Annotated in this window: 17 protein-coding genes; 4 read left to right on the forward strand and 13 right to left on the reverse strand. The window is 65.9% G+C overall.

The window, feature by feature from the left end:
* Positions 1 to 39: 39 nt before the first annotated feature.
* From WM2015_RS13240 to WM2015_RS13255, 4 genes are all read right to left on the reverse strand, one after another.
* Positions 40 to 564: a retropepsin-like aspartic protease family protein gene (locus tag WM2015_RS13240; protein ID WP_049726493.1), complete on the reverse strand. Its 525-nt coding sequence runs from the start codon at positions 562 to 564 to the stop codon at positions 40 to 42.
* An 11-nt stretch (positions 565 to 575) separates the two neighbouring features.
* Positions 576 to 1,946 carry a dihydrolipoyllysine-residue acetyltransferase gene (gene aceF, locus WM2015_RS13245; RefSeq protein WP_049726494.1) on the reverse strand — a complete coding sequence of 457 codons (1,371 nt, stop codon included), beginning with the start codon at positions 1,944 to 1,946 and terminating at the stop codon, positions 576 to 578.
* A gap of 162 nt (positions 1,947 to 2,108) precedes the next feature.
* Complete coding sequence (gene aceE / locus WM2015_RS13250) at positions 2,109 to 4,784, reverse strand: pyruvate dehydrogenase (acetyl-transferring), homodimeric type (protein ID WP_049726495.1); 2,676 nt, start codon at positions 4,782 to 4,784, stop codon at positions 2,109 to 2,111.
* 151 nt (positions 4,785 to 4,935) lie between these two features.
* Positions 4,936 to 5,769, reverse strand: coding sequence for a cyclase family protein (locus WM2015_RS13255; RefSeq protein ID WP_211260935.1), 834 nt, complete (start codon positions 5,767 to 5,769; stop codon positions 4,936 to 4,938).
* A gap of 144 nt (positions 5,770 to 5,913) precedes the next feature.
* Here WM2015_RS13255 and WM2015_RS13260 point away from each other — a divergent pair, with 144 nt between their 5' ends.
* Positions 5,914 to 6,204 (forward strand): hypothetical protein, encoded by a 291-nt coding sequence (locus tag WM2015_RS13260; RefSeq protein WP_156201196.1) that lies wholly within the window; start codon positions 5,914 to 5,916, stop codon positions 6,202 to 6,204.
* Between the two features lie 92 nt (positions 6,205 to 6,296).
* Here WM2015_RS13260 and WM2015_RS13265 read toward each other — a convergent pair whose 3' ends face one another.
* The 3 genes from WM2015_RS13265 to pyk form a co-directional block, all read right to left on the reverse strand.
* The gene (locus WM2015_RS13265) at positions 6,297 to 8,618 is read right to left on the reverse strand and encodes an NADP-dependent malic enzyme (RefSeq protein ID WP_049726497.1); all 2,322 of its coding nucleotides are present in this window, start codon (positions 8,616 to 8,618) and stop codon (positions 6,297 to 6,299) included.
* A 149-nt stretch (positions 8,619 to 8,767) separates the two neighbouring features.
* The gene (locus WM2015_RS13270; protein WP_049726498.1) at positions 8,768 to 9,793 is read right to left on the reverse strand and encodes a class I fructose-bisphosphate aldolase; all 1,026 of its coding nucleotides are present in this window, start codon (positions 9,791 to 9,793) and stop codon (positions 8,768 to 8,770) included.
* 143 nt (positions 9,794 to 9,936) lie between these two features.
* The gene (gene pyk, locus WM2015_RS13275; protein ID WP_049726499.1) at positions 9,937 to 11,361 is read right to left on the reverse strand and encodes a pyruvate kinase; all 1,425 of its coding nucleotides are present in this window, start codon (positions 11,359 to 11,361) and stop codon (positions 9,937 to 9,939) included.
* A 152-nt stretch (positions 11,362 to 11,513) separates the two neighbouring features.
* On the opposite strand from pyk, the gene yghU reads away from it, so the two are divergent.
* The 3 genes from yghU (at position 11,514) to WM2015_RS13290 (ending at position 19,487) form a co-directional block, all read left to right on the forward strand.
* Positions 11,514 to 12,386, forward strand: coding sequence for a glutathione-dependent disulfide-bond oxidoreductase (gene yghU / locus WM2015_RS13280; protein WP_049726500.1), 873 nt, complete (start codon positions 11,514 to 11,516; stop codon positions 12,384 to 12,386).
* A 1,209-nt stretch (positions 12,387 to 13,595) separates the two neighbouring features.
* The gene (locus WM2015_RS13285; RefSeq protein ID WP_049726501.1) at positions 13,596 to 17,177 is read left to right on the forward strand and encodes a lamin tail domain-containing protein; all 3,582 of its coding nucleotides are present in this window, start codon (positions 13,596 to 13,598) and stop codon (positions 17,175 to 17,177) included.
* Between the two features lie 66 nt (positions 17,178 to 17,243).
* The gene (locus WM2015_RS13290) at positions 17,244 to 19,487 is read left to right on the forward strand and encodes a penicillin acylase family protein (RefSeq protein WP_049726502.1); all 2,244 of its coding nucleotides are present in this window, start codon (positions 17,244 to 17,246) and stop codon (positions 19,485 to 19,487) included.
* A gap of 386 nt (positions 19,488 to 19,873) precedes the next feature.
* On the opposite strand, the gene WM2015_RS13295 is transcribed toward WM2015_RS13290, so the two are convergent.
* The 6 genes from WM2015_RS13295 to WM2015_RS13320 all read right to left on the reverse strand — a co-directional run bounded on the left by WM2015_RS13295 (position 19,874) and on the right by WM2015_RS13320 (position 23,211).
* Positions 19,874 to 20,566: an RES family NAD+ phosphorylase gene (locus WM2015_RS13295; protein WP_245609774.1), complete on the reverse strand. Its 693-nt coding sequence runs from the start codon at positions 20,564 to 20,566 to the stop codon at positions 19,874 to 19,876.
* On the reverse strand, positions 20,563 to 20,973 hold the full coding sequence (locus WM2015_RS13300; protein ID WP_082169748.1) for an antitoxin Xre-like helix-turn-helix domain-containing protein: 411 nt from the start codon (positions 20,971 to 20,973) through the stop codon (positions 20,563 to 20,565). The genes WM2015_RS13295 and WM2015_RS13300 overlap by 4 nt, the downstream gene beginning before the upstream one ends.
* Before the next feature lie 346 nt (positions 20,974 to 21,319).
* A complete protein-coding gene (locus WM2015_RS13305) occupies positions 21,320 to 21,529 on the reverse strand; it encodes a helix-turn-helix transcriptional regulator (protein ID WP_049726504.1) in 210 nt (69 codons plus the stop codon).
* A gap of 1 nt (position 21,530) precedes the next feature.
* Complete coding sequence (locus WM2015_RS13310) at positions 21,531 to 21,977, reverse strand: hypothetical protein (protein ID WP_049726505.1); 447 nt, start codon at positions 21,975 to 21,977, stop codon at positions 21,531 to 21,533.
* A 54-nt stretch (positions 21,978 to 22,031) separates the two neighbouring features.
* Positions 22,032 to 22,811 (reverse strand): nuclease-related domain-containing protein, encoded by a 780-nt coding sequence (locus tag WM2015_RS13315; protein WP_049726506.1) that lies wholly within the window; start codon positions 22,809 to 22,811, stop codon positions 22,032 to 22,034.
* A 64-nt stretch (positions 22,812 to 22,875) separates the two neighbouring features.
* Complete coding sequence (locus tag WM2015_RS13320; protein ID WP_049726507.1) at positions 22,876 to 23,211, reverse strand: YegP family protein; 336 nt, start codon at positions 23,209 to 23,211, stop codon at positions 22,876 to 22,878.
* Between the last annotated feature and the right edge of the window lie 49 nt (positions 23,212 to 23,260).

Raw genomic sequence — 23,260 nt, forward strand, 5'->3', positions numbered from 1 at the left:
CGAGCCGCCCGATGCAAGTTGGCAGGCTGGTCCGTCGAGTCAGTCCGAGGTTCCGAGGGACGCAGTCCTGAGCGTCAGTTCACCATCGCGGTGGACCAGTTCCAGATCGCGCAGGAAACTCATGCCGAGCAGCACGGTGTCATGGCGACCAGGGTTGATGGCTGCTCGTACGTCGCGCTGGACGATGTCCCCGAGGCGGACTTCATCCAGACGAGTGAGATAACCCTGGACGGGACCGGCCGCCGTCTGCAGCCCGATCGGCGCCTGGCGCTCGAGGCCGAGCTGATCGGCCAGTTCCTCGGGCACCGAGACCAGGGTGGCACCGGTATCGACCAGGAAAGTGACTTCCGTGCGATTGATCTCGCCGGTCGCCACGTAGTGGCCCTGGCGATCGGCCCGGAGGGTGATGTCGATCCGATCACCCACGCGTTCGCTTTCGACCACGCGATTGGGATTGCTGCGTTGCTCGAGCCGGTCGGAAAAGAACCAGGTCAGGCCGCCCAGCATCGCCAGGGCGGCCACCAGCATCATCCCGAAGCCCGTCTGGCGGGTCGAATCGCTCATCCCCGAATCCGTCAGAGCAGCATGCGCCGGACGTCCTCGAGCTGACTGGCGAGGAAGCGGGTGAAACGCGCCGCGTCGGCACCATCGATCACGCGATGATCGTAGGACAGGGACAAGGGCAGGCAAAGCCGGGGCTGGAAGGCCTCTCCGTCCCAGACCGGCTTCAGCTGGGCACGCGACACGCCAAGAATGGCGAGCTCCGGCGCATTGATGATCGGCGTGAACGCCGTGCCCCCGATCCCCCCCAGGCTCGAGATGGAGAAGCAACCGCCCTTCATCTCGTCACCCTTGAGCTTGCCGTCACGCGCTCGCGTGCTCAGATCCGTCAGCTCCTGGGCCAATTCGATCAGGCCCTTGCGATCACAGTCACGCAGCACCGGAACGACCAGGCCATTGGGCGTGTCCACGGCCACGCCGACGTGAAAATACTTCTTGCGAATCAGCGACTGGCCATCGGCCGACAGGGACGCATTGAACTGCGGAAACTCGGCCAGGGCCGCGACCACCGCCTTGATGAGAAACACCAGCGGCGTCATTTTCGTGCCCGCCTTTTCGGCCTGGGCCTGGCTGGCCTTGCGAAAAGCCTCCATCTCGGTGATGTCGGCCTCGTCGAACTGGGTCACGTGCGGAATCGACACCCAGTTGCGGTGCAGATTGGGGCCGGAAATGCGCTTGATCCTCGACAGCGGCTCTTCTTCGGTCTCACCGTACTTCGAAAAATCCACCGACGGCGCTTCGGCGACGTTCAGGCCGCTGCCGCCGGCGCTGGCGGGGGCTGCCATGCGCTCCTTGACGTGGGCCTTCAGGTCGTCCTCCGTGATCCGGCCCTTGCGTCCGGAACCCTGCACCCGAGACAGATCGACGCCCAGCTCACGCGCCAGACGCCGGACCGATGGCGAAGCATGCGGCAGTGAGGCCGGATCCTCGCTCATCTCGCCGAAGGGCACCGGTGGGGGCGGCAAGTCCTCGCCGTCACTGGACGACGACGGGGCTTCGGAACTGGACGGCGCGGACTCGTGCTTCGGTGCGGGCGTATCCTTGGCCTCGGCGTCCGACGCTGCCTCGTCTTCCTTCGACGTCGGCTCATCCTTCGCGGCCTCGGTGCTCGCTTCGGACGAAGTCCCGCTGTCCTCACCCTCGCCGTCGAGCTCCATCTCGCCGATCACGTCGCCTTCGGAGAGCTCGTCGCCCTCCTTGACCTTCAGCGAGACCAGGGTTCCCGCGGCCGGCGCCGGCACCTCCATCGTTGCCTTGTCCGACTCCAGGGTCAGCAGCGACTGCTCCGCCTCGATCCGATCGCCTTCGGCCACCAGAATCTCGATCACCGGCACCTTGTCGAAGTCACCGATATCGGGAACGCGAATTTCCTGTCGTTTACTCATCTGTGTTCACTCTCGAAAGGCGTCGGGCGCTTGTTCTCTGAAGGACCAAAACATCTTTAACACGAAGAACGCGAAGAAGAGCACAGAGGGCACGAAGAAAGACTTTCTTTTGTCTTCGTGCTCTCCTCCGTGACCTTCGTGTTCAGTCTTTTCTCTCCGGACTCAGACCGACAGGGGCAGGGGCTTGTCGGGGTCGATGTCCAGGGTCGAGCGGGCGCGGATCAGGGCTTCATCGTCGAAACGGCCCTCGCGGTTCAACCCGACCAGGGCGGTGTAGGCGATGTAGCGTCGATCGACCTCGAAGAAGCGGCGCAGGTTCTCGCGCGTGTCCGAGCGCCCGAAGCCATCGGTGCCCAGCACCAGGTAGTTCGACTGCGGCACCCACTCACGGATCTGGTCGGCGTAGGCACGGATGTAGTCCGTGGCTGCCACCACCGGGCCCTGGCGTCCGTCGAGCTGACGGCTTACCCAGGCCTGGCCGGCGGGCTGTTCCGGATTGAGCCGGTTCTGCCGGGACACGGCCTGACCGTCGCGGCGAAGCTCGTTGAAGCTCGGTGCCGACCAGATGTCCGACGAGACGCCGAAGTCGTCGCGGAGGATTCCGGCGGCCGCGATGACCTCGCGCAGGATCGAGCCCGAGCCCAGCAGCTGCACGCGCGCGGACTGCTCGCCGGCTTCGACCGAATCGAACAGGTACAGGCCCTTGCGGATGCCTTCCTCGCAGCCCTCGGGCATGGCCGGCTGGGCGTAGTTCTCGTTCAGCACCGTGATGTAGTAGTAGACGTCCTCTTCATCGGCGTACATGCGCTTGAGGCCGTCCTGCAGGATCACCGCCAGCTCGTAGCCGAAGCTCGGATCGTAGGTCACGCAGTTCGGAATCGTGCCGGCCAGGACATGGCTGTGGCCATCTTCGTGCTGCAGACCCTCGCCGTTGAGCGTGGTCCGGCCCGAGGTGCCGCCGATCAGGAAACCGCGGGCGCGCATGTCGCCGGCCGCCCAGGCCAGATCGCCGATGCGCTGGAAGCCGAACATCGAGTAGAAGGTGTAGAAGGGAATCATCGGCAGGCCGTTCGAGGCATAGCTCGTCGCCGCCGCGATCCAGGAGCTCATCGAGCCCGCCTCGGTAATGCCTTCCTGCAGCACCTGACCCTTCTGGTCTTCCTTGTAGTACATCAGCTGGTCGGAATCGACCGGCTCGTAGAGCTGACCGAAGGGCGCGTAGATGCCGATCTGGCGGAACAGGCCCTCCATGCCGAAGGTGCGCGCTTCGTCGCAGATGATCGGCACGATGTGCTTTTTCAGGTTCTTGTCGCGCAGCAGCACGGCCAGGCAGCGCACGAAAGCCATGGTGGTCGAGATCTCGCGATCGCCCGAACCCTTGGTGATCGATTCGAAGGCATCGAGCTCCGGCACCTCGAGCGCGGTCGACCCGACCCGACGCTGGGGCAGGTAGCCGCCCAGCTTCTCGCGCTGCTTGCGCAGGTACTGGACCTCGTCGGAGTCCTCGCCCGGGTGGTAATACGGCACCTCGTCGAGCTGCTCGTCCTTGATCGGCACCTTGAAGCGATCGCGGAAGTAGCGAACGCCGTCGAGGTCGAGCTTCTTCTGCTGGTGCGAGATGTTCTGGCCCTCACCGGACTTGCCGAGGCCATAACCCTTGATGGTCTTGGCCAGGATGACCGTGGGCTGACCCTTGTGCTGGCTGGCCGCGTGATAGGCCGCGAAGATCTTGTGCGGATCATGACCGCCACGATTGAGGCGCCAGATGTCCTCATCCGACAGATCCGCGACCATTTCCTTCAGCTCGTCGTAGGCGCCGAAGAAGTGCTCGCGCACGTAGGCACCGTCGTTGGCCTTGTATTTCTGATAATCACCGTCCAGCGCCTCTTCCATGCGCCGGCGCAGCAGACCCTTCGTATCGCGGGCCAGCAGCGGATCCCAGTAGGAGCCCCAGATCACCTTGATGACGTTCCAGCCGGCACCCCGGAACACGCCTTCGAGCTCCTGGATGATCTTGCCGTTGCCGCGCACGGGGCCATCGAGACGCTGCAGATTGCAGTTGACCACGAAGACCAGGTTGTCGAGCTTTTCGCGACCGGCAAGGGAAATCGCACCCAGCGATTCCGGCTCATCGGTCTCGCCGTCGCCCATGAAGCACCAGACCTTGCGCTTCTCCGCCTCGACCAGTTCCCGGTTGTGCAGGTACTTCAGGAAGCGCGCCTGGTAGATCGCCATGATCGGACCCAGGCCCATCGACACGGTCGGAATCTGCCAGAACTCCGGCATCAGCCAGGGGTGCGGGTAGGAACTCAGGCCCTCGCCATCCACCTCCTGGCGGAAGCGATCGAGCTGGTCCTTGTCGATACGGCCTTCGAGGAAGGCGCGTGCATAGATCCCCGGCGAGGAATGGCCTTGGATGAACAACAGGTCGGAACCGTCCTCATGGTCCGGACCCTTGAAGAAGTGATTGAAACCCACGTCGTACAGGGTCGCCGCCGAGGCAAAGCTGGCGATGTGACCGCCCAGTTCGCCACCGCGACGCGCAGCCCGCACCACCATCGCCATCGCGTTCCAGCGAATGATCGCGCGGATTCGACGCTCGAGCGAACCGTCCCCCGGCATCGAGGGCTGGCGATGGGGCGGAATCGTATTCAGATAGGCCGTGGTCAGGTCGAAAGGCAGGTGCGCACCCGAACGGCGCGCCAGCTCGACCAGACGCTCGAGCAGGTAGTGGGCCCGTTCGGGGCCGTCCCGATCGATGACCGCCGAAAGCGATTCCAGCCACTCCTTTGTTTCCTTGGCATCGATGTCGTCGGGGTGGGGATATTGTTGAACCATGCCGCGCCTCTTCCTGGGGCCCAATTAATTGTCATGAATCCGCTATTGTAACGACACCGCCGCAACGCGTCGGCCCTTGAAATACCGGCGTTTTCCATACCTGGACGTACGGTGCGCCGCGGAAGCCCGAAGCGGGATTCGGCGGCGGATATCAGGGTCGGTAGGCGATGATCCGGAGCGGCCCGCCACTGCCGCCCTCGATCTTCATGGGCAAGGCGATCACGTAGCTGCCCGCCGGCGGCAACTGAGCCAGATTGGTGACGTTCTCGAAGCCCGGGATGTTCTCCTCGTACAGGATCACGTGCGAGCGGAAGTCCCGGGATTGCCCGTAGTCCACGCTCGGCGTGTCGAGCCCGAAAGCGGCGATCGAGCGCTCGTCGACCAACCATTGCGCAGCCTCGGGATCGAGACCGGGAAAATGCAGCTCCGGCACCGCCTCGGCCCCGGTCAGCTCGGTCCCCAGATAGGCAGTACGATCCCCGTAGCGCGTCTCCCAACCGGTCCGGACCAGCAGGATGGCGCCGTCCGGCATCCGCCCGTGGGCCGACTCCCAGGCCTGAAAGTCCTCGACCGAGATCAGGTAGTCCGGGTGCGCATGCCCGGAGACATCGACGACCACGGCAGGACCGATGAGACTGGACAGGGGGATTTCATCGGCGGTCTGACGTCCCTCGGCGAAATGGATCGGCGCATCGAGGTGGGTACCGCCATGCTCGGCGCTGGAGTAGCGATAGGAGGAATAGAACCAGCCGCCTTCCGTATGCCCATGCGCCAGCTCCTCCAGCTCGAAACCGCGCGTGTCGGTCGGCCAGTAGATCGAGTCTTCGGAAAAGGCATGGGTCAGATCGATCCAGTCCCCACGACTGCCATCGAACACGCTGCGGATCAGGGCATCATCGGCCGCAAGCCTGCCGCTCGTGCCGAGCATCAAGCCGGCGGCCAGGGCCATGCCGATGGCCTGGCGATCGAGCGCGTGTGCTTTCATGGATCCGACTCCACGATATGGGTTGAGGCGTCCAGCCTACCCGTTTCCAGATCGAGGCGAAATCCCCTGCAACCTTTTTGCCCTTTCGAGCGTCATAGGAACAAGGGAGCGGACAAGAAAAAGGAAACCGCAAGGAGTCGAGCCATGAAAATCGTTCTACCGCTACTGATCATGGCGATCTGGGCCACCCTGAGCATCGAGATAGAGGATGTCTGGTCGCCGATTCCCAGCCAGGAGACCCTGGACCGGGCGCTGGCCACGCTGGAACAACCGGGTCGGCAGTGGCTGGCCAGCCTGCAAGGCAAAGCAGCGGATCCGGCCGCGATGCCGCTGGAGCTACCGTACCGAATCCACGAGGCCACCCCGCAGCGGGTGGAAATCCGGATCGCCTTTCCCAGCCTGCCCAGCTTTCGAGTCCAGCCGAGCTGCGGCTGAGCCCCTCGATACACTGAAGCCGGTCGCCAAGCCAAGCGCCGAGCCAATCGCCAAGCCAGGCGCGCCCCCAGCGGGGCGCGCTGTTTCCGGCCTTATGGGGCCTCGAACAACTCTCCGTTATCTCGCGCTCGCTGTCGCTGTTCGTTCTGCGCATCGACCACGGCGATCGCCGTCATATTGACCACCCGTCGGACCGTCGCCGAGGGCGTGAGCACGTGCGCCGGCCGGCCCACCCCCATCAGGATCGGCCCGATGGTCACGGCCTTGCCGATCACCCGCGCCATGGAAAAGGCGATATGGGCGGCGTCCTGGTCCGGCATGATCAGCAGATTGGCCGGCCCCTGAAGCGTCGAGTTCGGAAACACCCGCTCTCGGATCGCCGGCAGCAGGGCCGCGTCGGCCCGCATCTCACCGTCGACCTCAAGCTCGGGAGCGCGCTCGCGCAGGAGGCGAAGCACCTTGCGCATCTTCGAGGCCTGCGGGTCGACGTGGGAGCCGAAGTTCGAGTGCGACACCAGGGCGACCTTGGGCGTCATGCCGAACAGGCGCACCTTCTCCGCCGCCATGATCGTCAGCTCGGCCAGCTGTTCGGCCGTCGGGTCCGGATTGACGTGCGTGTCGCAGACGAAGATCGTCTCGTTCTCCGTCGACATCGCCGACAGAGCCCCGGGGGTCTTGCAGCCGGGGGCCAGGCCCAGCACTTCGGTGACGTACTTGAGTTTCTTGTGGTACTGACCGACCACGCCACAGATCAGGGCGTCGGCCTCGTTGCGATGCACCATGATCGCCGCGATCACCGTGTTGCGGGTCCGCACGATCGCCTTGGCGGAATCCGGAGTCACACCGCGGCGCTGGGTGATCTCGTGGAAGGTCTGCCAGTACTCCTTGAAGCGCGGGTCGGACTCCGGGTTGACCAGATCGAAATGCTCGCCGGCGCGAATCCGCAATCCCGCGCGCTCGATGCGCATGTCGACGACCTTCGGTCGCCCGACCAGAATCGGCTTGCACAGACCGTCGTCGACCACGGTCTGGACCGCGCGCAGCACCAGCTCCTCCTCGCCTTCGGCGAAGACGACGCGCTTCGGATCCTTGCGCGCGGCATCGAAGACCGGCTTCATCACCAGTCCGGTGCGGAAAACGTACTGGCTCAGGCGCTCGCGATAGGCCTCCATGTCCTCGATGGGACGGGTGGCGATGCCCGAGTCCATCGCCGCCTGCGCCACGGCCGGCGCGAGCTGCACCAGCAGGCGCGGATCGAAGGGCTGCGGGATCAGGTAGTCGGGGCCGAACTTCGGCACCTCGCCCCCGTAGGCCGCGGCCGAGACGTCGGACGCCTCCATTCGCGCCAGCTCCGCGATGGCGTGCACGCAGGCCATTTTCATCTCGTCGTTGATCGCCGTCGCACCCACATCGAGCGCGCCGCGGAAGATGTAGGGGAAGCAGAGGACGTTGTTCACCTGGTTCGGGAAATCCGAGCGGCCGGTGGCGATCAGGGCGTCGGGCCTGGCTTCGCGAGCTTCGTCGGGCATGATCTCCGGCGTCGGATTGGCCAGGGCCAGGATGATCGGACGCTCGGCCATCGCCTTGACCATCTCGGGCTTGAGCACCCCGGGGGCGGACACGCCCAGGAAGACGTCGGCTCCGCCGATCACCTCACCCAGGGTGCGCGCCTCCGTGTCGACGGCGTAGCTGGCCTTGCGCGGATCCATGTCGGTCTCGCGGCCGACGTAGACCACACCCTCGCGATCGCAGACCACCACGTTCTCGCGCTTCAGGCCCATGGTCACCAGCAGGTCCAGACAGGCCATGCCGGCGGCTCCGGCACCGGAGGCGACCAGACGGACATCCTCGATCTTCTTGCCCGACAGCTCCAGACCATTGACCAGGGCCGCGGCGGTGATGATCGCCGTGCCGTGCTGGTCGTCGTGGAAGACGGGAATGCCCATGCGCTCCTTCAGGGCTTCCTCGACCTTGAAGCACTCCGGCGCCTTGATGTCCTCGAGGTTGATGCCGCCGAAGGTCGGCTCGAGGCTGGCGACGATGTCGATCAGCTTGTCCGGGTCGGACTCGTCGATCTCGATGTCGAACACATCGATGCCGGCGAATTTCTTGAACAGCACGCCCTTGCCTTCCATCACGGGCTTGGACGCCAGCGGGCCGATATTGCCCAGGCCGAGCACCGCCGTGCCGTTGGAGATGACCGCCACCAGGTTGCCCCGAGCGGTGAACTCGCGCGCCGCATCCGGGCGCTCGGCGATCGCTTCGCTGGCCGCCGCCACGCCCGGCGAGTACGCCAGGGCCAGATCCTTGGCCGTGGTCAGGGCCTTGGTCGGCGTGACCTTGATCTTGCCCGGCACCGGGTAACGGTGATAGTCCAGGGCCTGCTCGCGAAACTTGTCCTTGCTGTCGGTCATGGTCGGGTTTCCGGAAGTTGGTTTTTTGAACCACGAAGGGCACGAAGAACACGAAGAAAGGATTTTGCTTTTCCTTCGTGCGCTTCGTGCCCTTCATGGTTTCAATCACGAGTTGCCGTCAGGCATCTCGCATCGAACATGGGCGATGATCAGCCGTTCTCTTCTTCTTCGTCCCACTCGCCCAGGGCGGCGGCGCCGTTCATGCGGGCGCGATGCAGCAGGATCTGCTGGGCCTTCTCGCGGTTGCCCTTCGGATCGGCAGCCCAGGTCTTCAGGCACTCGGCCTGCAGCGCGCGGCCATAGCTGAAGCTCAGCGGCCAGGGCATGTCGCCGATCTTGTTCATGGCATCCAGGTGCTGGGTGGCTTCCACGTCACCCTGACCACCGGACAGGAAGACGATGCCGGCGGTAGCGGCAGGCACGGCATTGAGCAGGCAGTCGACGGTGGCCTCGGCCACTTCCTCGATGCCGGCCCGGTCTTCGGCCTTGGAGCCCGAGATGACCATGGAAGCCTTGAGCACGCAGCCTTCCAGCATGACGTTCTGCTCGTAGAGCGCCTGGAACAGGGACTTCAGGGTCGCTTCGGTCACGTCGAAGCTGGTGTCCAGATCGTGGTCACCGTCCATCAGCACTTCCGGCTCGACGATCGGCACCAGGCCGGCTTCCTGGCAGAGCGCGGCGTAGCGCGCCAGGGCATGGGCGTTGGCGTCGATGCAGGCGCGAGACGGAATCTCGTCACCGATGGTAATCACCGCGCGCCACTTGCAGAACTTGGCGCCCAGCTCTGCATACTCGGCCAGGCGCTCGCGCAGGCCGTCCAGGCCTTCGGTGACCTTTTCACCCTCGAAGCCGGCCATGTCCTTGGCGCCCTTGTCGACCTTGATGCCCGGCAGGATGCCGGCCTTGTTCATGACCTCGACCAGAGGCGTGCCGTCCGGCAGCTTCTGACGGATCGTCTCGTCGAACAGGATCGCGCCGGAAATGAACTGGCCCAGGCCCGGGGTCGTCAGCATCATCGAGCGGTAGTCGAGGCGGTTGGCCTCGGTGCACTCCACGCCCACGCTGTCGAAGCGCTTCTGGCAGGTACCGGTGGATTCGTCGATGGCAAGAATGCCCTTGCCCGGCGCCACCATGGCCTGGGCGATTTCAACCAGCTGTTCGAGTTTGTCAGTCATGTCGAGGCTCTCAGGAGATCGGAAAACAAAATGAATCCCGCTATTGTAGCCACCCCGGCGCCCGGGATCACCCGTCAGGCCGTATTCGATGGCCGCTTTTGCCATCTCCGGCGGCCCATCCACCCTTGGCCGATGACGGGCAGTCAGGGCACCCGCAGGATCTTGAGAGTGTTGGTCGTGCCCAGCTCGCCCATCGCGTCACCCAGGGTCATCAGCACACGATCTCCGGAGCGCACCAGGCCCGCCGCCTTGACTCGCTCGATGGCCAGGCCCGGCACCTCGTCGCGCGGCGCCTCACCTGGGGCGAAGAACAGGGGCTGAACGTGCTGGTAGAGGCGCATCTTCCGCAGTGAAGCGCGGTTCGGACTGAGACCCGCGATCGGCACCGGCGAGCGCACCCGACTCAACCACTGGGCCGTCGAGCCGGACTCGGTCAGGGCGATGATCGCCTGCACCTCGAAATTGTTCGCCGTCATCATCGCGGCCATGGCGATCGCCTGATCGGCGCGCTCGGGTCGGGTCTGGAACAGGCGCGCCGGCACGTGCGACTGAACGTGACGCTCGGCGCCCTCGCAGATCCGGCCCATGGCCTCGATCACTTTCGAGGGGTGCTTGCCCACGGCCGTTTCCGCCGACAGCATCACCGCGTCCGTGCCGTCGATCACGGCATTGGCCACGTCGAGCACTTCGGCGCGGGTCGGGATCGGGTTGTCGATCATCGACTGCATCATCTGGGTGGCCGTGATCACCGGCCGATTCAGGCGCAGGCTGGCGGCGATGATGCGCTTCTGCAGGCCCGGCAGCTCGGCCTCGCCGATCTCCACGCCCAGATCACCGCGCGCCACGAGCACCGCGTCCGAGGCCTCGATGATGGCATCGAGGTTCTCGATCGCCTCGGTGCGCTCGATCTTCGAGACCAGGCCGGCCGTGCCGCCGGCGGCGTGCAGCAGGGCTCGAGCCTGCTCCATGTCTTCCGGACCGCGCGGAAAGCTCACCGCCAGGAAATCCACCTGCCACTCGGCCGCCAGCAGGATGTCGGCCTTGTCCGCCTCGGACACGCCCGGGATGGACAGGCCACCGCCGCGCAGATTGAGGCCCTTGCGATCGGACAGGGGACCGCTGGTCAGCACGGTGCAGCGGATCTCGTCGCCGACGACCTCCTTGACCTCGAGCGCCATCAAGCCATCGTCGAGGAGCAGCTCGCTGCCAGGCCGCACGTCACCTGCCAGCCCCAGGTAGGCCACGCCCACGCCACTCGCGTCCCCGGCCGGCGGATTCTCGCGCGCATACAGGGTGAAGTCATCCCCCGCCTGCAGCTCGACCCGCCCCTCCCGGAAACGGTCGATGCGGATCTTCGGACCGGAAAGGTCCGCGAGCACGGCCACGTCCGTGTCGAGCTCGCGGGCCACGGCACGGACCATGCGAATGCGGCGCCCGTGGGTCTTGGCATCACCGTGGGAGAAATTGATGCGCACGACATCGCAACCGGCGCGGATCAGGCGCTCGAGGGCCTCGGCGTCGTCGGTGGCGGGTCCGAGGGTCGCAACGATCTTGGTTCTGCGGTTCATGAAGCTGGGGGCACTCCGATGGCGGAATCCTGGTCAGGCGACAGTGTGCCGCCGTAAGCATGACGGTTTCAATGTCCCTGACCCGGATTGCAAGGATGGAGCGATGACGCCGGTCCTCTTATCATCAGGTCAAACCGAACAGGAATGCAGCAATGAGCGAGCAGGACTACACGCCACCGAAGGTCTGGCAATGGGAGAAGGACAATGGCGGCAAGTTTGCCGAGATCAATCGACCCACCGCCGGCGCCACCCACGAGCAGGAACTGCCCGTCGGCAAGCACCCGCACCAGCTCTATTCCCTGGCCACGCCGAACGGCGTCAAGGTCACGATGCTGTTCGAGGAGCTGCTCGACGCCGGTTTCTCCGACGCGGAGTACGATGCCTGGCTGATCCGCATCGGCAAGGGCGAGCAGTTCGGCTCGGGCTTCGTCGCCGCCAACCCCAACTCCAAGATTCCGGCCATGGTCGACCACAGCATGGACCCGCCCCTGCGCGTCTTCGAGTCCGGCTCGATCCTGCTGTATCTGGCCGAGAAGTTCGACGCCTTCCTGCCGACCGATCGACGCTCGCGCACCGAATGCATGAACTGGCTGTTCTGGCAGATGGGCTCGGCGCCCTACCTCGGCGGTGGTTTCGGCCATTTCTACGCCTACGCACCGATCAAGATCAAGTACGCCATCGACCGCTTCTCCATGGAAGCCAAGCGCCAGCTCGACGTTCTGAACCAGCACCTGTCAGAACACGAGTTCATGGCAGGCAAGGACTACACGATCGCCGACATGGCCATCTGGCCCTGGTACGGCCAGCTGGCTCTGGGCCGTCTCTACGAAGCCGCCGAATTCCTCCAGGTCGAGGACTACGAGCACGTCCAGCGCTGGGCGAAGGCCATTGACGCCCGCCCCGCCACCCGGCGCGGACGCATGGTCAATTCGGTCTTCGGCGAGCCCTCCATGCAGCTGCTGGAGCGCCACGACCCCAGCGACTTCGAGACCCGCAACCAGGACAAGCTGGAAGGGAAGGAATGAAGGCCCGTACCCGTTGCTGACACCTGGCAGCGGGTCCCACCCCTCAACGATCCCCCCAACCCTCAGCGGGGAGGGGTGCTGCCGGCTGGCGGGACAGGAATCGCGGCGGCAGGCACCGAGACCACAGCATCCATCCGACCGGCACGAGCACCAGGTCCTCGCTGCAGCGGTCGGGAATGGCAGGAGACAGGCCGCGGGCAGCCAGCTCCCGTGAACCGACAAGCACCGTCCCAGCCGATCGGAGTCCTGTCCCGTCAGCCGGCGGCATCCCTCGCCGCCTCCCCCACCCCGCATTCCAGACCGACAAGAAGAGTCTGGAACCGTGCGCTCCAGTCGACATCGAGAAGCGGGTATGACCGAATGACCCGGAGTGACAGATCCTCGCCCCCAACCCTCAGCGGGGAGGGACGCTGCCGGCTGGCGGGACAGGAATCGCGGCGGCAGGCACCGAGACCACAGCATCCATCCGACCGGCACGAGCACCAGGTCCTCGCTGCAGCGGTCGGGAATGGCAGGAGACAGGCCGCGGGCAGCCAGCTCCCGTGAACCGACAAGCACCGTCCCAGCCGATCGGAGTCCTGTCCCGTCAGCCGGCGGCATCCCTCGCCGCCTCCCCCACCCCGCATTCCAGACCGACAAGAAGAGCCTGGAACCGTGCGCTCCAGTCGACATCGAGAAGCGGGTACGACCGAATGACCCGGAGTGACAGATCCTCGCCCCCAACCCTCAGCGGGGAGGGATGCTGCCGGCTGGCGGGACAGGAATCGCGGCGGCAGGCACCGAGACCACAGCATCCATCCGACCGGCACGAGCACCAGGTCCTCGCTGCAGCGGTCGGGAATGGCAGGAGACAGGCCGCGGGCAGCCAGCTCCCGTGAACCGACAAGCACCGTCCCAGCCGATCGGAGTCCTGTCCCGTCAGCCGGCGGCATCCCTCGCCGCCTCCCCCACCCTCCAACCCACGGCAACTGCCCAGGCTCCCGGACCCGCACCCCATAGCGCTTCAGGGCATCGATCAGGTCGCCACGGCGATCCGGTCGTTCGGATTCGTAGACCCATTCGCCGCCGTGGCTTGGTGGATGCGCACCCTGGTGGCCGAACAGGGCGACCGCAGGCAGGCGGCCCGCCTTCGCCCGGCCGGCCGCTGTAATCCGGTTGCAATCCGCGTCTTGCTATAATTCCGCTCCTTTTTTGCCCGGATTCCGATCGATGCTGCGTCTCTCCACCGCCCTACTCCTGCTCGTTCTGACCGCGCCGCTGCAGGCGGTCGTGTTCATCTCCGAATACGTCGAGGGCTCGTCTCTGAACAAGGCGATCGAGCTCTACAACACCGATTCGGCGGCCTTCGACCTGGGCGCAGCCAACTGCGAACTGCGGGGCTATCAGAACGGAAGCGTCAGCGTTGGCTGGACCGTGCCCCTGAGCGGCAGCGTGCCGGCCGGCGGCACCTATGTCATCGCCAATAGCGGTGCCCTCCTGCCGATCACTCCCGATGCGACCGGCAGCGTCGACTTCAACGGCGACGATGCGGTCGAGTTCTTCTGCGACGGGGCGTCCGTGGACGTCATCGGCCAGATCGGCGTCGATCCGGGCAGCGAATGGGGCACCGGGGACACATCGACCCAGAACAACACGATCCGCCGCCTGCCCGACGTCTGCACGCCCGACGCCAACGGCGCGGATGCCTTCGACCCGGCGCTGGAATGGACCGGCTTCCCGATCGACACCTTCGATGACCTGGGCAGCCACACGAACAACTGCGGCGGATCCCTGGTCTTCATTTCCGAGTATGTCGAAGGCTCTGCCGTCAACAAGGCCATCGAGCTCTACAACGAAGGCCCGGCCGCCTTTGATCTGGCGGCTGCCAGCTGCGAACTTCGCGGTTATCAGAACGGCAGCCTCAGCGTCGGTTGGACCGTTCCCCTGAGCGGCACGATTGCCGTGGGCGACGTTCACGTCGTCGCAGACACGGGCGCGATTCTGCCGATCACCCCCGATACGCTCGGCACCCTGAGCTTCAACGGTGACGACGCGGTCGAGTTCTTCTGCGACGGGGCTCCCGTCGACATCATCGGCCAGATCGGCGTCGATCCGGGCAGCGAGTGGGGCACGGGCGACACCTCGACCCAGAACAACACGCTTCGCCGCAAGACCGGCGTCTGCACGCCGGACTCGAATGGTGCCGATGCCTTCGACCCGGCCGTGGAATGGGACGGGTTCCCGAACGATACTTTCGATGGCCTGGGCAGCCACACCGCCACCTGCGGCGCCGACACCACCCCGCCGACGATCCTTTCGGTCACGCCCTCTACCCTTGGTCCGACACCGGCCACCTCGATCGCCTTCAGCGTACTGTTCTCCGAAGACGTCAGCGACTTCGTCGATCTCTCCGATGTGACCGTCAACACCAGCGGCACCACCACGACCGGCGTGGTCTTCACGCCCAACAGTGCCAGCAGCTACACGGTCACCGTCGAAGGCATCGGCGGCGCCGGCACCCTGTCCCTGACCGTCAACGCCGCGGCCGTGGTCGACGGCGCCGGCAACCCCAACGCCGACACGCTGACCAGCGCCGATGTCACCATCGACCCGGGCGCCGGCAGCGGCCAGCCGATCGGCCTGCTGCTCTCCGAGATCGTCGTCTCCCCGGGCACGGCGGAGTTCGTCGAGATCATCAACACCAGCGCCGACAGCATCGACCTGAGCGATGTCTATCTCACCGACGCCACCTTCTCCAACGGCAGCGTGTACTACTACCAGATCGTCCAGGGCGCCGGCGGTGGCGGCGGCTTCGGCGACTTCCACGCCCGCTTCCCGGCCGGTGCCAGCATCGCCGCCGGCGAGCGCCAGACCGTTGCCCTGGCCGGCTCGACCGCCTTCGAGACCGCCTACGGACTGAGCCCGACCTACGAGCTCTACGAGGACGGCGCCGCCGACGGCATCCCGGACATGCGCGAAGCCTTCGTCGGCTCGATCAACGGCCAGGGCGACCTGTCCGACGGCTTCAACAACGGCGAAGTCCTGGTGCTTTATTACTGGGACGGTCAGACCGATCTGGTCGCCGACCTCGATTACGCCCTCTGGGGCGACAAGGTCGAAGCGGTCGACAAGACCGGCGTGTCGATCGACGGCCCGGACGGTGATGCCGTGGCTTCGAGCTACCTGCCCGATACGGCCATCGCCCAGCAGGCCGTGATCGACCTGAACGCCCACGCCGACGGCGCAAGCTGGCAGCGCGTGGACCTGAGCGAAGGCAGCGAGGTCGCCAGCGGCGGCAACGGCATCGAAGGCGATGACGAAAGCTCCGAACCCTTCCGCCTGACCTGGGGCGCCGGTGCGCCGACGCCGGGCACGGCGCCGGGCGGCGACGTGAACCCGCCGGGTCCGAGCGTGCTGATCAACGAGATCAACGCCGTCGACGCGGCCTCCGAAGAGTTCCTGGAGCTGTTCGACGGCGGCGTCGGCCAGACGAACCTGAGCGGCCTGGCCCTGGTGTTCTACGACGCCAGCCTGCAGAGCTACGCGGCCATCGATCTGGACGGCCTGAGCACCTCGGCCGGCGGCTACTTCGTGGCCGGTGGCGCCAACACCACGCCCGATGTCGCCCTGCCCGTCGCCCTCGACGATGGCGCGGCGGCCGTCGCCCTGGTCATCGGCGATGCCAGCGACTACCCGAACGGCACCCCGCTGGCGACCACTGCCGTGATCGATGCCGTGGTCTACGATTCCGGCCAGGCCGACGTGGCCGGCCTGCTGGCCCTGCTCGAGCCGGGCGAGCCGCAGGTCGACGAAGACGCCGACGGCACCGCCTCGGCCGTGTCCCTGCAGCGCTGCCCGAACGGCTCCGGCGGCCCCCGTCGCACGAGCACCTATGCCATCGTCCAGCCGACCCCGGGTCTGGCGAACAACGGCTGCCCGATCGGGGACTACTACGCCAACGTGGATCCGAGCTCGGCGGCCAGCCTGCGCCTGACCCTGCACGAGACGATCGACGATCACCTCTGGTACCCGTACTCGGCAGGAACGACCGACACCTGGGACATTCTCGAGCTGGCCGACGAGGACCCGAACGATCCGAGCCGGATCCTCGCCCTGTACGAGAACGAGACCTATCCCAAGCAGGGCGGCGGTAACAGCTTCTACAACCGCGAGCACACCTGGCCGCGCTCGATCGGCCTGGGCGACACGGGCACGCCGCTGAACAACGCGGCCACCGACGCGCACAATCTGCGCCTGTCGAACATCAACTACAACTCCGATCGCGGCAACAAGCCCTTCGCCTCCTGTGACCCGTCCCAGAACGCCGACTGCACCGAGCGCGTGACCGTGTTCAACGACGGCGTCGGCGGCATGGGCGGCGGCTACCCGGGCGATTCGAACTGGTTCACCATCAGCACCGACGGCAACCAGGGCAGCTGGGAAACCTGGGAAGACCGCCGCGGTGACGTGGCCCGCACCATGTTCTACATGGCCATCCGCTACGAGGGCGGCAGCCACGGCAGCACCGGCTTCGTCGAGCCCGATCTGGAGCTGACCAATGACCGCAATCAGATCCAGAACACCGCCGGCGGCCTGGCCTACATGGGCCTCCTCGACGTCCTGAAGGTCTGGCATGCCCAGGACCCGGTCGACCAGAAGGAAATGGACCGCAACGAAATCGTGTTCCTGTTCCAGGGCAACCGCAACCCCTTCGTCGACCACCCCGAGTGGGTCGACTGCATCTGGGGTGACATCTGCCCGGTGGCCAGCGACGCGATCTTCGCGGACCGCTTCGAGGGCCCCCTCGACTGAGCAGCGCGCGCCGGCCCCGGCCGGCGCGCTCCCTGAACCCGATCGACAAGCCGAGCGAGAAAGGCCATGGACTTCAAGCGCATCTTCCTCTACTCGGTCCTCACCTTCGCCGCCCTGTTGGCGGCGATCTGGTTCGGCGGCCGCAGCTACCTGGCCGGCAGCCTCATGCCGATGCACGGCGAGCTCGACCTGCCCGGCCTTGACCGTCCCGTCGAGATCCTGTTCGACGCTCGCGGCATTCCGCGCGTATATGCCGAGCAGGATGCCGATGCCCTGCACGCCCTCGGCTGGCTGCATGCGGCCGAGCGGGGCTTCCAGATGGAGCTGCTGCGGCGGGTCGCCTCGGGCCGCATCGCCGAAATGATCGGCGCCTCGGGCCTGGACAGTGATCGTCTGCACCGCCGCTACGGCTTCGCCCGTCGAGTGGCCGAAGAACGCATCCCGCTCAGCCCGGACACCGAGTCCCTGCTCGAGGCCTACGTGGCCGGCATCAACGCGCGCCTGGAATCCGACCAGGCCCTGCCGCCGGGCTTTCTGCTGACCGGCATCGACCCCGAGCCCTGGACCCGCGACGACGTGCTGACGCTGGCCTACTACCAGACCTGGTATCCGGGCACCCTGGTCCAACGCCTGGCCGAGGCCTGGCGGGCCACGGCCGAGGCCTTCGGCCCGGAGGCCAGCGACTGGCTCGACGAGCTGCCGCGCTGGGGCGTGCCGTCGGTGCCCGCCTCGCGCATGACCGAAGCCTCCAACACCTGGGTCGTCGCACCGGAGCGATCCGACAGCGGCGCCGCCCTGCACGCCTCCGACCCGCACCTCGACTACACGCTGGCTCCCGGGCTCTGGTATGCCGCCGGCCTGCACTCGAACGAGAACCTGGATGTGGTCGGCGTGACCGCCCCCGGCCTGCCCTTCGTCGCCATGGGCCACAACGGCCGCATCGCCTTCGCCTTCACCGTGGCGCCGGTCGATCTGTTCGAGATCTATCACTTCGAGCTCGACCCTGAACGGCCGAGTCATCTGCTCGGCCCGGAGGGCCCGATCGAGCTGATCGAGCGGCGCGAATCCTTTCGGGCGCGCGGCCAGGACGACCCCATCGTCGAGGCCCAGCTGTGGACCGAACTCGGCCCCGCCAGTCACCTCGAGGACGGCCGGGTCGAGGTCCTGCACTGGGCCGGTTTCCGGCTGCCGCTGGAGAACCTGATCGAGCATGGCCTGGCGATCAACCGCGCCGAGAAATTCGATGACTTCCGTCGCGCCGCTGCGGACATGGGCGCCCTGTCGGTCAACTGGAGCTATTCCGATGCCCGCGGCCACATCGGCTACGTGCAGTCCACGCCGATCCCGCGCCGCCAGCACGATCACTTCTACACCAGCCTCGACGGGGCGGACCCGAGCCATCACTGGGCCGGCTTCGTCGAGCCGATGGACCGCCCCCACGCCCTCGATCCCGAGCAGGGCTGGCTGGCCAACGCCAACAACCACGCCGCAATCGACACGCCCTGGCCGATGCCCGGCTACTACAAGCACCTGCGGATGCGTCGCGCCGTCGCCTGGTTGAGCTCCAAGGCGAGCTTCGACCGTCAGGACATGCACGCCATGCAGATGGACCGCGTTTCCGAGCGCGCCCGGGTCTGGGCCCCCTGGCTGGCCGAACTGGCGGCCGCCGAGGGCGAGCTCGAGCTGGCCCGTGCCTTGTCGAGCTGGGATGGCGAGATGGCGCCCGACTCACGTCTGGCCGGCCTGTTCGCGCACTGGTGGCAACGCCTGTCGCATCGCCTGTTCGAGAACGGCCCCCTGGACGACTGGCGCCACGGCCGCACCCTCCTCGATGACTGGTTGCAGCACCCGCCCGAGCAGTTCGCCCTGCACGGCCTGGATCGCGAGACCGCCGGTCGCCAGGCGCTCCGGGACGTGCTGGATTTCGGCATCCGGCCCCTGGGCGAGATCCAGACCCTGACCCTCCGCCACCCGCTGGCGGTCTCCGCGCCCCTCGACGCCTGGCTGGACTTGAGCCGCGGCCCCTTGCCCGTCGGCTCCGGCCCCGGCGCGCTCAACGTCACCTACCACGCCTTCGACGAGATCGATCAGACCCTCGACGCCCGCGGCGGCGCCTCGATGCGCTTCGTCATGGACTGGGCCGAGCCCGACGACTTCACCCTCAACCTGACCCTGGGCCAGTCCGGCCACCCCCTGAGCCCGCACTTCGACGACCAGCTCGAGGATTTTCTCGACGGGCGTCCCTGGGTGGTGCCGTTCAGTCGGGAGGCGGTGGAGGCACGAGCCGTGTCGCGGCTGGTGTTGCGGTAAGAGGCAATGCGCCAAGGGTCGTAATGGAGAACGTTTCCGGCATGGTCCGTCGGGCGCGTGGGCCCGACCTACGGGCGGCTTCGATGGGCGGTACGCCTGAGAACCATACCCGATCCATCTCCGTCAATCCGACGTCAACCGGTTGAGGCCATCTCCATCGGTCCGGCGCCATGCGGCTCACGGGTGCGATAGAAATCGCGTTTCAAAAAGAGAAGGAGCCAGGCGGGTGGCCGGCTGTCCACCATCACCGCGCTTTGCCGGCCGGGGCCGGTAGGGTACTGGTCGCTGGCTCGCCGTCTGATTTCCAGCGGTCGCCTGGCTCTTCGCAGACCATAGCACGGGGTCGCGAGCCAGTCCGAAGCGGGCCGACCGAGCCTGGATGACGGCTATGGGTGGATCTCGGTGAGGCGAGCGACGTGGGTAATCTCATGGCCGTCGTAGAAATACTCGTAGTGAGCACCCTGGGCCACGGGACGACAGGCCCGTGGCCGAAACACCGCAAGGCATTGCCCCTCGGGTCGGCGCACGCTGTCATAGACGATGCCCCAGCAGCCTTCGTCGCGGCGCTCGGCGCCGAAGACCTGGCTGGCGCGGTAATCGGCAGGATCGTAGAGCTCGGCTCGGCTCGCCTGCTGGCCACGCAGGTCGACCCACTCGCCTTCGATCCTGCCGCAGTAGGCACGCATCTGGATCCGCTGCGGACCGACGTCCTGATAGCGATAGAGCCGCTCGCGGTGATGCCGGGTTTCCGCCACGGCGGTGGCTTCGTCATTGGCCGCGTAATAGACGCCGTAGGTACCGGGCGAAAACCGTGAACCTTCGGTGTTCGGGTGGGTGAACGCCGCCATGATCGGCGAGGTGCCGGGACCACTGATTCGCTCGTCGGGCGGAACCAGATCGAGGCGACCCACCTCCTGTTGCAGGCGATCATTGGTCATGGCCTCGACGGCAAAGACCGATTCGAGGTCTTCCGGCCGGGCCACGTCTTCGAACAGCCCGATCGGCGGGTAGCAGCTCGGGATGATGCGAATCGCACGTTCCCAGCGCTCGACCGTATGGATGAATGCTGCCTTGGTCACCAGCCGCGCCAGCCATCCAGCCAATTGCGAACGACATAGAGATCCCCCACCCGGCCCGAGGCCATCCGCTTGATCGGGGCTTGTCCACCGAAGGGTGGGGCCGAATTCTCGAGATGGGGCCAGCGCTTGTAGGCCTCATGGCTGGGAAACAACTGCCGCAGGGCTTTCCAGATGCCAAGGATGTAGGAGACTCGCTCCAGCGTATCGCCCGACACTCGCCTGGGCGCCTGGCGCCGCCACTGATACCAGGAGCGCTCGGCGATACCGAGCATCGCGCATTGCTGCTCCCGACTCAAAGCCCATTGATCAAGAATGTTCAGAGCCGTTGCAATGGCACCGCTGGCGTCGACGACATCCGATACGGCCACCGCCTTCCGTTGCGAATTCCGACGCTGTGCTGTTTCCATGACCTGGACTCGTTGTGGTGAATGGCGGATGCTTGTTGCTGCACCAATGCAGAATATAACATTATTACTGCATTGCCGCAGAACGCCGCAGACGCCCGACAGCGTCGACTTCTGGCACTCAAGGCCCCATCAATGCATCGACTCGATCGAGGCCTCGCAACCGTTCCGAACGCACTCTCCAGCAAGGACCGATGCGGCATCGAGGGGGCCAGGCATTGCATCGGGGCGATGCAGGCAGCTGAAATCTCGGACCGTCGGCCACGTGGGGACGGCCTACGCGGGGCGGCGTTCGGGCTGATCGCGCCATTGGATGGCCCGGGCCGTCCCGGAACGGCCAGGCACGGGCTCAATCCTCCAGTCGGAACACCGCCTCCACCGCCTGATCGAAAGCCCGTGCGATCTTCAAGGCCACTTCCAGCGACGGCTGGTATTTGCCGGTTTCGATGGCATTGATGGTCTGGCGGGACACGCCGACCTGATCGGCCAGGGCCTGCTGGGTCATCCGGTCGTGGGCATCCCGCAGGTCGCGGACGCGGTTGGATATTCGCCCGCCCATCTCAGACGCCGCGCCGGTAGAAGACGATGCGCGCGGCCAGATCGACCAGCTCGGCGAGCAGCAGCGCGGCGAGCAGCAGGTTGACGACCACCATCGGCGACAGCAGGACCGGGCGATTCAGCCAGGCACCGGCGAGCATCATGAAGATCACGCTGAAGACACCGAGGCCAAGGATCAGGCCGGACAGGCTGCCGGCTCGCCAGGCGATCAGGCGGTCGCGCTCGTCCTCGTCACCCGGACGGTCGATGATCGCGATGAGCGTATGGAAGACCACCAGGACAATGACCTGGACGATCGTGAATCCGATGGCCAGGCCCGTCACTGCGGGCGCGACCAGGGCATCGGCCTCCCATAGACCGTAGACGGCCCGAAAATAGAACGCGCCCAGCACGCTCAGTGCCAGCAGGGTGCCCCAGGCGCTTTTCTCGTAGAAGCTGATGGATGACATGGACGGCTCCGTTTCTCAGTGGAGCAAACAATGTAAAGCCTGCTTTACATTATGTCAAGCATACTTTACATGCGGCACGATCCCGTTGCTTCGAAGCTCGCGCAATTCTTGCCGGACACCGGGGGGAAGAGCTTGCGGCCCGGCTTCACTCACGACCGGCGCGATGCGGTCACGCAACAGCACCGGAATACTGGAGTGCTCCGCGCCTTCCAGGGCGGTCTGGGGATGCGCGAAAACCACCGCTGCACGAGGCCGCACATCCAGGCCATGACGAAGCAGCCAGCGCGACAGGGACTCGACCTGCGCGCGAACCTGGGGCAAGGGGCTGCGAGTGGCGTTCCAGGAGGGCGAGGAGCCGCAGCCGGCCCGGCGCACCATCGGCCAATGCGGCTGATCGGGCTGGACGTGGATCACCCCGGGGGTATTCTTGACCTCGATCACCCAGAGGCCTGTCGGCCCGCCGACGACAAAGTCCAGTTCGCGCTGGCCGTTGGTCAGGGTTTCGTCGGGCAGCTTCACCCGGTTCATCAGCCAGTACTCATCGGGCAGGCCCTTCAACTGCTTGAGCACGGCCAGCTCGCCTTCGATACCGGACAACTCACCGGCGTCGACCGATGAGCTACCGGGCAGGGCCAGAAAGAACAGCACGGCGACGGCGATGAGAAGCGCGAAGAGCCCCAGGGGCGAACTGATCTGAAACAACAGGAAAACGAGCGCGATGCTCGAAGGCAGCGCGATCAGCAGTCGGAGGCGGCGGGCTCGAGCCTGCTCGGCGAGTTCCCGGCGATGCCGCTCGAAGGGCGGGTACTCGACCAGGTCATCCAGCTCGGCCATGGTGGAGATTCCGGGTGAAGCGAGGGCGCCTGCCGTCCGGCAGCGCCCTCGATATGGGCATGGATCAGGCGGTCTGATCGTCGACCTTGGCGTCGACCGAAGACGTGGCCACGCTCTTCATGCCGTTGCGGCATCCCGACTCGGAACTGTAGGTCTGGCTGGTCCCGATGGTCTGGCCATTGCTCGCTTTCAGGCGGAAGGTCCACTTGCCCGAGGCGGTCTCGTGGCACTCGAAGCGCGCTTCGATCTGCGAGTTCTTCTTGACCGACTCCACGCCGTTCATGCAGCTGGCGCGGGTCTTGTAGCCCTCGCTGCCAAGAATGTTCTGACCGTTCCCGGCCTTCAGGCGAAAGCGGAACTCGCCGGCCTTGTCCTTGTAGATCTCGAATTTTCCAGCCATGTCGTCCCTCTCTGAGGTTTGAGTTCAGGGTCTGCCACCGCAGCGGCGG

Origin of the sequence: Wenzhouxiangella marina (assembly GCF_001187785.1) — a bacterium.
In the GTDB taxonomy this organism is placed as follows: Bacteria; Pseudomonadota; Gammaproteobacteria; order Xanthomonadales; family Wenzhouxiangellaceae; genus Wenzhouxiangella; species Wenzhouxiangella marina.